A 14120-nucleotide genomic window follows, 5' to 3' on the forward strand; every position below is an offset into this window, starting at 1 on the left:
ACGATAAAAGAAAGTAGGGACTGAAAATCTTTCTCTATCTGGAACTGTTTTTTATAAAAAGTCATATAAAGTAATTATTTGATTTAGAAAACAATAAAAAGAACTCGCCAGACGTATGACAAGTTCTTTTGTGCATTATTGTTGAATTGCCGCGTCTAAAGCGATTTCAATCATTTCATTAAATGTAGTTTGACGCTCTTCAGATGTTGTTTCTTCTCCAGTGAAGATGTGATCACTTACTGTTAATACGGATAATGCATTTACACCGTATTTCGCTGCTAATGTATAAAGAGCAGTTGTTTCCATTTCTACAGCTAATACACCGTATTCACCAAGTTTTTTCACCATGTCCATGCTTTCACGGTAGAATACATCTGCCGTTAAAACATTACCAACACGAACCTGTAATCCTTTTTCTGTTCCTGCATCATATGCTTTCTTTAAAAGATCAAAGTTTGCAGCTGGTGCAAAATCAAATCCAGGGAATGTTAAACGGTTCATGTTAGAGTCTGTACAAGCCGTCATTGCAATAATTACGTCACGTACTTTTACATCTTTTTGAATCGCGCCACATGTACCTACGCGAATTAAGTTTTTCACTCCATAGCTTTGGATTAATTCGTTAACATAGATAGAAATAGAAGGAACACCCATGCCTGTCCCTTGAACAGAGACACGTTTTCCTTTATAAGTTCCAGTGAATCCTAACATACCACGTACATTGTTATAGCAAGTTACATCTTCTAAAAATGTTTCTGCAATATATTTTGCACGTAGTGGATCACCAGGTAGTAAAATAGATTCAGCAATTTCACCTTGTTTTGCTTCAATATGAACGCTCATAAAAATCCTCCTTGTTATGTATAGATATAAATCAACATCACCTGCATTATACACTAGGAATCCTACCAATTAAAATCTTTTTCTTATTTGTAGTATATGCAAGATTCAACGTTTTCAATAGGTTGTTATTTATTACATAGCGGGTTTTTGTAAAAAAGAAATATATAAATACAAGTTGAAAAACCGATATAAACCTTTTCTTTTTAGGGGAGAGAGAGCATCCGACCATGCATAGAAGCGGTCAGACCCTCTTCCTGCCCAAGCCAAGTAAAAACAAAGAGAGAAAACGAGTGCGGGTCACCTTTTATTCTTCATAGCAACTACTTATATGTTGGAAAATCAAAATGGACATATGTAGAAAGAAGATGTAGCAATGTTCTTTTTATAGGTGTAATAGTCGGAATTATGTTACAATTTATAAAAAAAGTATGGCAGGTGATTGTTTGAAAAATCTTGTCATTGGGCTAATTGCGTTACTATTTATTGTAGCTGGTGGATTTTACATGCAAAAGTATAAAGGAACGACAGCAACAGTAGGGGACATTCGAGAGGTAAAATGGGATATAAAAAATAGAAAGGGAAATGAAAAAATAGATATTACATTTCAACTGTTTAATAAAAATAACAACGAAATTCGTGGAGTTAATGATCGTATTAGAGCTATTATCGTGGACGAGCAGTTAAAGGGAATTCAGCGAATCACTCCTGCATTTGCTGGAAATGGTTCATATAAGCTATCCTCAGGCAAAACGAAAGATAAAGCATATACGATTTTCTTATATGAGGATCATGGTAAAACAGAACAGTTCTTTTCTAGGAAGAATTTTGGGGAAGAGGAAAAAGAGAAGAAACAAAAGAATGTAATAGAAGATACAGTGCTCACCAAAAAAATTGGTGATTACCAAATGTCGCTTTTATTTGGAGCGCTACACCCAAATGAAGCAGCTACATTGACATTTCAGCTGCAAATAAAAAAAGGAGAAAGTGTGAAATTTAATTCCAATACTGGAGAACAAGCGACGCTTTATATAATCGATGAAAAACGAGAACATTTTTTATATGCAGTCCCTGTAAATGAAGAAGAGCAATTGCAATATCGTATTACATTCCCAGAGGAAGGGACGTATAAAATATGGGGAACATTTTATATAAACGGAAAAAAGTATGAAAAAGAGTTTATACTCCAAGTTCAGAAACGAAAAAACAGCTAGTGATGCTAGCTGCTTTTTCGTTTTCCTATTAATTTTGTTACGGCAAGCATTGTAATTGGCAAGGAATGATTTTTTCGGAATGCTAAATATTTTCCACTCCACGCCGGTTTATATTTTTCTTTAAAATGCCGTAAACCACTAAAACTATATGTATAACGAACGTTATTGAAAATTGCTGCAGCGACGCGCTCAGACCAAAAGGATTGTGTGGATAAACCAACATTAGAGAGCGGGGCCATACCGATGTTAAAGGAATGATAACTGTTTTCTTTTGCCCATTGGAATAAATGAATAAAGATTGCATCCATAATCCCGCCAGGTGCATCTGGATAATAACGCATTAAATCGATAGAAAGTTCACCAGTTTGGTAAACAGGCATAAACGTTGTAAATGCAATGATTTTTCCCTCAGCATCAGATAAAGTTGCAATAGGGGCGCGACTTATATACTCACGATCAAAGTATCCAAGAGAAAAGCCTTTTTCTTTTTTTCCCCCAAGCCAAGCGTCTGAAACATTTTTTAATTCTTCATATAACTCGTCTGAAAATGGTGGTTGATGAATGGAAAAGGTATAACCTTCACGTTCAAAACGGTTAAAAGTTGCACGTAATCCAGCACGCTTTTTCCCTGATATAGTAAATGTATTTAAATCAACAACAGCTTCTTCACCAAGTTTAAAGAAGTTATAGCCAAAATCATGGTATAAACTCATCCATTTGCTTTCAATTTGATAGAAAACGCAAATATATCCAAATCGATCCGCTTCAGCTAAAAATTCTTGTAGTACGTTACGGAAAGAAGACGGATCCCCAATTGGATCGCCGAGTACAACAAGTCGTTTTCCTGTTGTTGAAAATAAAAGAAGTGCTTTTCCATCACTACTAAAGAAGAATTGTTTATCTCCTAAAAAACCTAAATGACTTAGTACATTTCCGCCATATTCATCTAAGAAGTTTTGCAGACGTTTATCGTTTGCTGATTGCTCTGGGAATACACTACGATAGCGATTCGCGATAAGAGAACCGATGAGTAAAAAAGTTGGAACAAAGAAAGCAGCTGCAAGTGCACTTCTCTTTACTTGCGTAATATTGCGAACGACAAAATCGGGCTTGAAAGCTTCTTTTGCTCCTGCGAATAGGATGCCTAAGTTTTTATACAAGTATAATGTTAGTAGTAAAAATATAAATACTTTTACTACATCGGAAAGCGAAACTGACATTTTTTCACGTACAAATCTTTTGCGAAGCATATATAATACGGCTAGCACGATTAGTAAAATAAAGGTTTCTTCAATATCGATTCCTTTAAGTGTATTAAAAATGGCTGCTCCAATTAAAGAAACAATAGTCATATAGTAGGAACGTTTTGTTCCATAATAAATACCTCTTGATAGAATAAGGAGCAGAATTCCAAATGTTAATGATAAGCTAAAAGAAAATTGAATAAGATGTTTTGGAGCTAAAATGTGTAATGCGTGAGCACGATTTATACTCGTCGGTAAAATGGTCGATAAGATGACCATTAGGCCGGTAAAGACTGTTAAAGCAGCTGATGCCCATGGACCTAGCTTTCCTAAAAAATCACGTTGTAATGTCCAAATGACACCTGTTGTTTCTAAGGCGGGTGCAATAAATGGTTTATCTTCAATCTTTTTTAGGGCAGCTCCGGTCATTTCAAAAGCGGCAAAAATTAACCCGAGACAAAATGGTAAAATATAGTATACGAGGCGGTATAATAACATGGCAGGTAATAATACGCCTGTATCGATACCGTATTGTCCTAATCCAGTTAAAAAGACAAGGTCAAAGGAACCAAGACCACCGGGTACAAGACTAACAACCCCTGCTAATGCTGCAATAACATAAACCCCTAAAAATTTCCGGAAATCGATGTCAATTCCAAATAATATTAAAATAACATACATGACGATGCCGGCAGAAAGCCATTCCACTAATGAAACAAGTGAATATAGAACGGTTGGGTTCTTCTCTTTGATTTCTTCCTGTCCTTCTATGTGTTGCTTTTTTCGATTTTTAATTTTGGAAAATCCAATATATAGCGGTACAAAAAGAGCAAAAAAGATGAGGACAGGCCATAGCCAAGGTTTTTCATGTAAAATAAAACTTGTATCTAGTATTCCTATAAGACCGAGGAATGAGAGAAGGGATAATCCATTTATAAAAGCAGTTGTCATCCAAGCGATGCTTTTGATAAGTTTACCATTCTCTTTTACGTGAGGCCGATATAACATTGTCCGTATACCTGCTCCAACAAGTCCACCAAAACCGATAAATCCATTTAAGGTGTTAGCAATCCAAGAAACACGGAAAATCTTTTGAACAGGTACATCTGCTTTTAAATAGCGGAGCATAACAAAGTCATAAAAGAACATTGTTGAAACAGCAAACGCACCGAGCGTAATAGCTAAAAAGACTCCTCCAGTCGGAATGTTTTTAATTGTTTCAATTGCTTCTCGAAATGAAATACCTGACAATTCTTTCCGAGCTTGAAAGAATACAATTGTCAAGACAACAAATGGGAAAATAATTTTTCCGATTTGTAAGAAACGTTTCCACGAAAACGACATAAATACAACTCTCCTTGCATAAGAAAACTGAGACAATATTCTTATTATGACAAACTTCATGAAAAATAAAAAGGTAAATTGCAGGATATAAAAACTATTTTTTATATAAATATAGAAATGTTATATATTTTTTTGCTAAGAATTAATAATAAATTAAAGTTTTGTTTATTCAGAAAAGTGAGTTAAAATGGAACGAAATAAGGAAGAGGGGGAAAGCGGATGGTTATAGTAGGTTACGCAGGCCATGAGCTAGAAAAAGCACAACCTAATACATCAGAAGATTTCTTTAATCGATCCGAAGTAACTTATATTTTGGGTGAACAAGAAAAAACATTTTCTGTATTATATGTCCGTTATTTTGAAGAAATTTTACAAGGAATTACTCCGTTTGAAGGAAATCCAGTTTTTAAAATAGAAGAACAAGACATATATTTACGTGATATCGTTGCTCTAGCTTGTTTTATTAAAAATAAAGAATTTCGTGGGCAAAAGCGTGTATATATTAACAGGATAGAAGATTTTCAAAAAAATTTTGATGATAAAACAGTGGTAAAAGTACAAGACATAATGGCTGAGTTACATAAAAATAAAAAAGTAGAAATAGCGTAAAATGGAAAAGGAGAGAAAAGGATATGTCTAATTCAATGGTTGAAAATCAAACGCATCAAGTTTCTGAATTTTTAGAAGAAGTTATTGATTTAATGACTGATTTTGTTAATTATCATACATTACCTTCTTTATTAGAAGAGTCACCAGAAGGGAATAAACATTATTATGAAGGTTTATTATCATCATTAAGACGACTCCTTGTATTTTGTGAAGAAGGCTTGGATGCGTGCCTTGTTTTATTGAGTAGTCAACCATTTCGAAAAACGGCTGCTGAGAGAACATTATATAAAATCTATCATCAAGTAATTGCTGAATTCTTTTCGCCAAAAAGTGATCAGTGGTATGAAAATAGTCGCTCGGCATATACAGGGAAAAATTCCATTGCTTTTCAACAAATACCGCCTAGCTCAATTGAAAAAGTAATGCAAGAATTAGAAGGAAAGTTTCAAACAATGCGTGAGGAGCTGGAATATTACGAAACGGACTATCAAACAAAGATGTTACACAAGTATTAATAAAACCATTTTCTTTAGGTGTGAGAGAGGATCCGGCCATGGATAGAAGTGGTCAGATCCTTTTTCAGCCCCATGCGAAGTGAGAACAAAAGGAGAAAGTGAGTAGGGGGTCCTTTTTATTTTTATAGCCGCGACTTATATGTTGGGGAATTAAAATGGATGTATATAATAAGATGAGGGAACTGCTGTCTTTGATTGTAGGGATGAATAGCTCTAGTATATGTTTTATATAAGTATTAGAGAATACTCAAAGAAGCTAGAGAAAGACTAGCTTCTTTTGCTGTTTTGTACGGTATATACGATGCGGACGCTGAATATAGTTAAAGTGGATAGCATAGAGGAGGTGTCGTATGAATCAGCAAGGTGTATTTACGGATTATTTTCATGAAGTAGAAAATTGGTGTGAAAGCGTTCTTCACGTATTAGATAGTCGTGCAACTGAAGTTTATGACGTCCATATGCTTGCTTATAAAATTCAAATGCTATTAGACCGTATGAAAGAAAATGAGTATGAAACAGATGCTGAATTCCTGTATGAGATAAGTGATGATGTGGAACACATCCAGAATCATTTACAAGAAGTATTTATGCAAGAAAATGAGCAATATGAGTTATATGAAAGAACGTATACTGAGAGATCTGTTCCAATTGGGGGTCACACGCTTCCTCCGTTACCCTATCCATATAATGCGCTGGAACCATATATTTCTCGAGAGATTATGATGCTACATCATGATAAACATCATCGGAGTTATGTGGAAGGGCTGAATAAAGCAGAAAAAATGATGGAAGAAGCAAGGAAAACAAATAAGTTTGATTTAATCAAGCATTGGGAAAGAGAAGCGGCTTTTCACGGTTCAGGTCATTATTTGCACACGATATTTTGGAATAACATGAAAAAAGATGGAGGGGGAAGTCCAAGAGGTGCATTATCTCGAGAAATCGAGAAAGATTTTGGGGGTTTTTTACGTTTTCAAAAGCATTTTACAGAAGCTGCATCGAAGGTAGAAGGATCTGGCTGGGCTATTCTTGTGTGGGTACCTCGTTCGGGAAGATTAGAAATTTTACAAAGTACCCTTCATCAATTATTCACACAGTGGGATACGATACCGTTACTTGTGCTTGATGTATGGGAACATGCATATTATTTGCAATACCAAAATCGGAAAGATGAGTACATTAAAAATTGGTGGAATGTTGTGAATTGGTCCGATGTGGAAAAGCGATTTGAAAGTGCGAAACAGCTTGAGTGGACACCGTATTAGACGCATATTTGTGCGTCTTTTTTGCTGGTATAGAAAAGAATATTTCGTTCATATTTTAAGGGGCCAAGCATACACTTGTACAAAAAGTGCCAAAAGGACGTGGGGGAATATGAGACGAACTTGGATTGTAATTGCACTTATTATAATGTGTGCAAGTGTTATACCGATTCATACATATGCACAAATGAATGATGTAAGCGCCCATAATGCCATATTGATGGAAGAACATTCAGGACGTGTGTTATATGGAAAGTTAGAACATGAATCACAAAAAATTGCTAGCATCACGAAAATTATGACTGCCTTACTCGCTGCCGAATCAGGGAAAATGAAAGAAGTTGTACCTATTAGCGATAAGGCTGTTCGAGTAGAGGGGTCGGCAATTTATTTACAACCTGGAAAAAAAGTACCGCTAGAGGATTTAGTTTATGGTTTAATGCTTCGTTCCGGTAATGATGCAGCACAAGCAATTGCTGAAAATGTTGGGGGAAGCATAGAGGGGTTTGTTTATTTGATGAACGAAAAAGCGAAACAAATAGGAATGAAAGATACACATTTTTCAAATCCACATGGTCTAGATGGGGATGGAACGCACTATTCGTCTGCATATGATATGGCACTTTTAACACGTTATGCAATGGGAAATGAAACGTTTCGGAAAATTTTTGGAACAAAAACATATCAATCGAAAATGTGGGATTATCCATGGAAAAACAAGCATAAACTTGTAACTTCTTATTATGAATTTGCAACAGGAGGCAAGACGGGATTTACAAAAAAAGCAGGGCGTACACTTGTTACAACAGCTTCGAAAGATGGATTAGATTTAATTGTAGTGACACTTAATGCGTCTAATGATTGGGACGACCATATGTATTTGTTTGATCAAGGGTTTAAGCAATATGAGTTAACGAAGGTTCTACGGCAAGGAGCGCTCTCTGGACTGCAGGAAAAGAAGTATACAAATCATGTTTATATAAAAAATGATTTCGCTATACCGCTAACGAAAGATGAGAAGAAACAGGTTATGCTAAAGGTTGAACTTGATAGGAGTGCAAAATTAGTAGATGGAGAGAAAGTCGGCAAGACAATAGTTTATATTAATGAAGAAAAAGTAGGGGAACGTAATCTGTTTTATAGTAAGCGAAAGTTGGTTGCTACAACTGGAGTATATTGGAATGATGTGATAGAAATCTTCTCTCATATGTTAGGTGTTGGAACAGATGGTTAACCTCGTATGGGTGGCGATGGCGGTTATTGGGATTGTATATGCGATGATAAACGGAACGATGGAGGAAGTGAATAAAGCAGTCTTTGAAGGGTCAAAAGATGCAGTAACCATTTGTATTGGGCTGATTAGTGTTTTAGTCTTTTGGCTAGGGTTAATGAAGATTGCTGAAGAAGCGGGCTTATTAAAGAAATTAGTCTCATTTTTTATGCCAGTTGTAAAAAGATTGTTTCCAGAAGTACCAAAGGATCATCCTTCGATGGGATTTATTTTGTCAAATATGATGGCAAACTTTTTTGGGTTAGGAAATGCAGCGACGCCACTTGGTATTAAAGCAATGGAACAACTTAAGGAACTGAATGGAGGAAAGGATTCAGCAAGTCGTTCTATGGTGACATTTTTAGCTTTGAATACATCCGCAATTACACTGATACCGACTACTGTGATTTCAATCCGAATGACGTATGAATCGGCGAATCCGACTGAAATTGTTGGTGTTACGTTTATTGCACAAGTACTATCGATGATTGGGGCTATTTGGATTGACCGCTATTTTTACCGCAGACGGAGTAGAAAGGGGCGGAAAAAGTGAGTATTGTTAATACAATTTCATTATGGGTGATACCTTGTGTGATTGGTTTTATTCTATTATATGGCACGATAAAAAAAGTTCCAACGTACGAATCATTTGTAGAAGGTGGGAAAGAAGGAATCCAAATTGCTATTTCTATTTTACCATTTATGGTGGGGATGCTCGTATCCATTTCTATTTTCAGGGCATCTGGGGCTTTAGATGCCATGATTTCTGTAATGAAGCCAATGTTGGATATGATTCACGTGCCAGCAGAAATTGTACCACTTGCGCTCATACGCCCCATTTCTGGTTCGGCAGGATTAAGTATTACTACAGATTTAATTGCTACATATGGACCAGATTCATTTATTGGTAGGCTCGCTTCCACAATGCAAGGAAGTACAGATACAACGTTTTATATTTTAACAGTGTACTTTGGAGCTGTTGGTATTCGTAAAATGGGTGATGCTTTAAAGGTAGGGTTGTTTGCAGATTTAATTGGGATTATTTGTTCTATTGTGTTTGTTTCTTTATTGTTTCAGTAATCGGTATTCATTTTTTGAGTTAATTCGCTTATAATACGTATACGACCACTATTAAGGGTAGGCTTAATAGTGGTTTTTTTGTGGAATATTTTTGACAAAATAATGAACTTTTGTTGTGAACAACTATATGAGGGTAAACAATAATAAAGAATTGAAACCGAATTCGGCCTTTATAAGTTTAGAAACATAGCTATGTTGTTTACGATATGTTAGGCTGGCTGCTATATGTTCTGGCGGTTGCCAACTCCTTCTAATGAAGGTAAGATAAATTTGAGGTGAATAATGGAAATGGAACGATTACAAAAAGTGATTGCGCAAGCAGGAATTGCATCAAGAAGAAAAGCTGAAGAACTTATTCAGCAAGGAAAAGTTAAAGTTAACGGTAAAGTAGTGACTGAGTTAGGAACGAAGGTAACTCCTCAAGATAAAGTAGAAGTAAATAATATCCCTCTTGAAAAAGAAGAACCTATTTATTTCTTACTATATAAACCAACTGGCGTAATTTCGAGCGTATCAGATGACAAAGGAAGAAAAGTTGTTACAGACTTTTTCCCTGAAATCACACAGCGCCTATTCCCAATTGGTCGTTTAGACTATGATACGTCTGGCGTACTTCTTATGACAAACGATGGTGATTTTGCAAACATATTGATGCATCCAAAATATAAAGTTGAGAAAACATATGTTGCAAAAGTAAAAGGCCCATTAACAGGAGAGAAAATTCGCATGTTAGAAAAAGGTGTTGTATTAGAAGATGGAAAGACAGCACCAGCACATGTGAAAATCCTTTCTTGGGATAAGCGTAAAGAGATGGCAATTGTACAATTAACGATCCATGAAGGACGTAATCGTCAAGTTCGTCGTATGTTTGAGGCGCTTGGCTGTAAAGTAATGAAATTAAAACGTGAACGTTATGCTTTCTTAGAAGTAGGAAGTCTACGCCCTGGTGATGCAAGAGAGTTATCACCTCATGAAGTAAAACAATTACGTGCGCTTGCTTCTACAAAGCCGAGATAAGTGGTAAAGTGAAACTTCCATCCGTGGGGGAGTTTTATCCCCTATGGATGATTAGTTGAACCGATCGTTTTGGGGAGTGATTATGGAGGCATATATATTAAAATAAACAAATGCTTGAAGTAAAGGACAAGTTAGTAGTTACAGAAATTTTTTACATATAAATTCATCAAAGAGAGGGGAGAGAGTATGAAGAAGAATCGCTTACTATTTCGCATTCTCATTTTGCTTATTTTAAGCGTGGCAGTAGGATTCACACTTTATCAAGGTTTTTTTGTTGATAAGGAAAAAATGCAAATCGGGAAAAAAGCACCTAACTTTGTTGTTTCAGATTTAGAGGGAAAAAAAATCGAGCTAAATGACCTGAAAGGAAAAGGGATATTTTTAAATTTTTGGGGAACGTGGTGCAAACCGTGTGAAAAAGAGATGCCTTATATGAATGAATTATATCCTAAATATAAAGAAAAAGGCGTTGAAATCATCGCATTAGATGCAGATGAAACGAATATTGCGGTGAAAAATTTTGTGAATCAATATGGATTAAAGTTCCCTGTTGCGATTGATAAAGGGCAAGAAATAATTGGTACATATGGCGTTGGTCCACTGCCAACAACATTTTTAATTGATAAAGAAGGAAATGTAATCGAGAAAATTACTGGTACACAAACAAAGGAACAAATGGAGGAATATTTAAAGAAAATTACTCCTTAGTAAAGAAAGCCTTTACATAACGAATGGTAAAAGAGTTTGATAGATGAAGGTGCTTTGCTTCGTCTTAGTACCTATCTTGAAAATTCTGAGTATTGCGGTAACTTGTGTTTGGAAGATACAATGATAAATAGAAACAAGAGGCGGTGAGAATATTGGAACAGATAAAGTGTGAATGTGGACATGTAAATCCAATAGGCACAATTTTTTGTGAAGCTTGCGGGAAACCTTTTGAAAACAAGGAAGATACGAGGTTATTAGATATGCGATATGAGGGGAGTGCCCGGCGCTCTCTTATTCATACGAGAACGATAGTAGATAAAGTTTGGAGTTTTTTTTCTTCCGTAAAGGTGGGGGTATGGCTCATTGTTATCACTCTATTAGCATCAGCAGTTGGAACCATATTTCCGCAAGAAATGTATATACCTCCAGGTGTTACACCAAGTGAATATTATGAACAGGAATATGGTTTTCTTGGACAACTATATTACCAATTGGGTTTTAATAAATTATATAGCTCATGGTGGTATATAATTTTAATTGCGTCGATTGGTGTGTCACTTGTGATATGTAGTTTAGATCGTGTAATTCCGCTTTATAAAGCTTTAAAAAAGCAGGGTGTAAAAAGACACCCAAGTTTTTTAAAGAGACAACGATTGTATGGGACAGGCTCTCCAAAAGAGGGGGATCTAGAACAGATTCAAGCCAATTTAAAGAAAAAAAATTACAATGTAAGAGTCGAAGGCGAAAATATTTTAGCGGAAAAAGGAAGATTTTCTCGCTGGGGTCCATATGTGAATCATATCGGTCTTATCATTTTTTTATTCGGAGCAATGCTACGTTTTCTTCCGAGTATGTATGTGGATGAAGCACTGTGGCTACGTGATGGGGAAACAAAAGAGATCCCAGGAACTGATGGGAAATATTATTTGAAGAATGAAAAGTTTATAAAAGAAGTTTATGACAAGAGTAAAGATGATAAAGTATTTAATGATGCGATTGAGCGTGTAGGCGACAAAATGATCGCTAAAAACTACCAAACAAATGCTGTATTGTATAAAGCTGTAGAAGAAAATATAGCTGGACAAAAACCAAAGTTAGAAAAGGTAAAGGAATCTAAAATTAAAGTGAATGAACCGTTAAAATTTGATCAGTTTGCTCTATATCAACTAGATTTTAAAGAAAATGAATTTGGTAGTATGTCTTTTTCTTTACAGAAAAAAGACAATCAGCAAAAATGGAAACCCATTAAAGTTAACTTGGAAAATCCAAAAGAAACATACGATTTAGGAGATGGGTATTCTATAAAATTATTAAGTTATTTTCCTGATTTTTATTTTGATGAGAATGGTCAGCCCAATACAAAAACAAAGATTCCGAACAACCCAGCTTTCGTTTTTAAAATGTTTACACCAGAGACGCCAGAAGGAGAAGTGAGTTTTGTAGGTATACAACAAAACATAGAACCAGAAGGAAATAATCAATATAAAATGACCTTTGCAGGAGTAGAAATGCGAAATGCAACGGGGCTTATTGTGAGAAAAGATTTGACACTATGGATTCTTGGAATCGGAGGATTTATCTTCATGGTTGGTGTGATTCAAGGGATGTATTGGAATCATCGTCGTATCTGGATACAACGTGTTAAAGATGAATGGTGGATTGCTGGCCATACAAATAAAAACTGGTTTGGCTTGCGGAAAGATATTGAGAAAGTACTTGAAGGAACAACGATTCCACAACCATACGACAAAGTAAATGATCAAAAAATTAGTTGAGGTGGGGAGAATATATGGTGCAAATCAGCAGTAATTTCTTATTTGCCGCTTTCATCTTCTATTTAATTGCAACACTGTTCTTCGGGGGGGCGATTAAAGAAAAAGGTCGGAAGTGGGCAAATATAGGTATAACCATAACAATTTTAGGATTTGTCGCTCAAACTGTATACTTTGTAACAAGGTGGATCGCTTCAGGGCATGCACCAGTAAGTAATTTCTTTGAGTTTGGTACATTCTTCGGCATGATGCTTGTTGGTGCTTTTATTGTTATGTATTTCATGTATCGTGTAAGCATAGTCGGATTATTCGCTTTACCAGTAGCCCTTTTGTTAATTGCATATGCAAGTATGTTTCCGAGAGAAATTTCACCGCTTATTCCATCGTTGAAAAGTAATTGGCTACATATTCATGTAACAACGGCCGCAGCTGGACAAGCTATTTTAGCAATTAGTTTTATTACAGGTGTCATATATTTGCTTAAAAATGTAGATCAGTCAAAAAGGACGAAACGGACATTTTGGTTAGAAACAGTTGTGTTTACACTCGTTTGCGCTGTCGGATTCATAGCGGTAACAACAGTTTATTCGGCAACGAAATATGAAGCAAAGTTTCAATGGGTGGATAAAAATGAACAAAAAGTCGAGATGAAATATAATCTGCCTGCACTAGTTGGACCCCATGAAGGGAAGTTAATAACAACTGGAAAACTTGAACCGATTGCAGAAATGCCTGCTATAATAAATGCAAAGAAATTAAATACAGTAATTTGGTCACTGCTTATTGGAACGGGACTATATATTGTATTAAGATTAATTTTACGAAAAAGAGTATCAGCAGCCCTTCAGCCAGTAGTGAAAAACGTTAACAGTGATTTACTTGATGAAATTGGATATCGATCTATTGCAATTGGATTCCCAGTCTTTACGTTAGGAGCGTTAATTTTTGCGATGATTTGGGCGCAAATTGCGTGGACACGTTTTTGGGGCTGGGATCCAAAAGAGGTATGGGCGCTCATTACATGGCTCTTTTATGCTGCAGTTTTGCATTTACGTTTATCTAAAGGATGGCATGGTGAGAAGTCAGCATGGCTTGCGGTAATTGGATTTGCGATTATCATGTTTAATTTTATAGCGGTAAACTTAATTATTGCTGGTTTGCACTCATATGCGTAAGGTTTTACCTCTTTTTTGGAGGGGGGGTACACGATTCAGTGAAGCATGATAAAATAGGAAAGTGGTTGTC

13 protein-coding genes are annotated in these 14120 nt (G+C 35.8%); 11 read left to right on the forward strand and 2 right to left on the reverse strand.

Annotated features, from left to right (window positions below; genetic code table 11):
* Positions 1 to 135: 135 nt before the first annotated feature.
* Positions 136 to 843, reverse strand: coding sequence for a purine-nucleoside phosphorylase (deoD, locus tag NSQ40_RS07845; protein ID WP_097836234.1), 708 nt, complete (start codon positions 841 to 843; stop codon positions 136 to 138).
* A gap of 428 nt (positions 844 to 1271) precedes the next feature.
* Between deoD and NSQ40_RS07850 the strand changes: the two genes are divergently transcribed.
* Positions 1272 to 2054, forward strand: a complete 783-nt coding sequence (locus NSQ40_RS07850) for a hypothetical protein (protein ID WP_141521846.1) — start codon at positions 1272 to 1274, stop codon at positions 2052 to 2054.
* 5 nt (positions 2055 to 2059) lie between these two features.
* Here the strand turns inward: NSQ40_RS07850 and mprF are convergent, their stop codons facing one another.
* Positions 2060 to 4642 (reverse strand): bifunctional lysylphosphatidylglycerol flippase/synthetase MprF, encoded by a 2583-nt coding sequence (gene mprF, locus NSQ40_RS07855; RefSeq protein WP_003206592.1) that lies wholly within the window; start codon positions 4640 to 4642, stop codon positions 2060 to 2062.
* A gap of 219 nt (positions 4643 to 4861) precedes the next feature.
* On the opposite strand from mprF, the gene NSQ40_RS07860 reads away from it, so the two are divergent.
* The 10 genes from NSQ40_RS07860 (at position 4862) to ccsB (ending at position 14050) form a co-directional block, all read left to right on the forward strand.
* Positions 4862 to 5251, forward strand: a complete 390-nt coding sequence (locus NSQ40_RS07860) for a hypothetical protein (RefSeq protein WP_003196277.1) — start codon at positions 4862 to 4864, stop codon at positions 5249 to 5251.
* Between the two features lie 23 nt (positions 5252 to 5274).
* Positions 5275 to 5766: a DUF3907 family protein gene (locus NSQ40_RS07865; RefSeq protein ID WP_018764247.1), complete on the forward strand. Its 492-nt coding sequence runs from the start codon at positions 5275 to 5277 to the stop codon at positions 5764 to 5766.
* Between the two features lie 350 nt (positions 5767 to 6116).
* Positions 6117 to 7031 carry a superoxide dismutase gene (locus NSQ40_RS07870; RefSeq protein ID WP_003206588.1) on the forward strand — a complete coding sequence of 305 codons (915 nt, stop codon included), beginning with the start codon at positions 6117 to 6119 and terminating at the stop codon, positions 7029 to 7031.
* A gap of 109 nt (positions 7032 to 7140) precedes the next feature.
* Entirely contained in the window at positions 7141 to 8262 is a 1122-nt protein-coding gene (locus tag NSQ40_RS07875) for a D-alanyl-D-alanine carboxypeptidase family protein (RefSeq protein ID WP_033796017.1), read from the forward strand.
* Positions 8255 to 8851, forward strand: a complete 597-nt coding sequence (gene spmA, locus NSQ40_RS07880; protein ID WP_016114058.1) for a spore maturation protein SpmA — start codon at positions 8255 to 8257, stop codon at positions 8849 to 8851. The genes NSQ40_RS07875 and spmA overlap by 8 nt, the downstream gene beginning before the upstream one ends.
* Positions 8848 to 9378 (forward strand): spore maturation protein SpmB, encoded by a 531-nt coding sequence (gene spmB / locus NSQ40_RS07885; RefSeq protein ID WP_033796016.1) that lies wholly within the window; start codon positions 8848 to 8850, stop codon positions 9376 to 9378. The genes spmA and spmB overlap by 4 nt, the downstream gene beginning before the upstream one ends.
* A gap of 288 nt (positions 9379 to 9666) precedes the next feature.
* The gene (rluB, locus tag NSQ40_RS07890; protein ID WP_098217169.1) at positions 9667 to 10395 is read left to right on the forward strand and encodes a 23S rRNA pseudouridine(2605) synthase RluB; all 729 of its coding nucleotides are present in this window, start codon (positions 9667 to 9669) and stop codon (positions 10393 to 10395) included.
* A 186-nt stretch (positions 10396 to 10581) separates the two neighbouring features.
* Entirely contained in the window at positions 10582 to 11103 is a 522-nt protein-coding gene (gene resA / locus NSQ40_RS07895) for a thiol-disulfide oxidoreductase ResA (RefSeq protein ID WP_003206580.1), read from the forward strand.
* 149 nt (positions 11104 to 11252) lie between these two features.
* Complete coding sequence (locus NSQ40_RS07900; protein ID WP_033796984.1) at positions 11253 to 12878, forward strand: cytochrome c biogenesis protein ResB; 1626 nt, start codon at positions 11253 to 11255, stop codon at positions 12876 to 12878.
* Positions 12879 to 12892: 14 nt separating this feature from the next.
* The gene (gene ccsB / locus NSQ40_RS07905) at positions 12893 to 14050 is read left to right on the forward strand and encodes a c-type cytochrome biogenesis protein CcsB (protein ID WP_003196285.1); all 1158 of its coding nucleotides are present in this window, start codon (positions 12893 to 12895) and stop codon (positions 14048 to 14050) included.
* Positions 14051 to 14120: the final 70 nt, after the last annotated feature.

The organism is Bacillus sp. FSL K6-6038 (genome assembly GCF_038050455.1).
GTDB lineage: Bacteria > Bacillota > Bacilli > Bacillales > Bacillaceae_G > Bacillus_A > Bacillus_A pseudomycoides.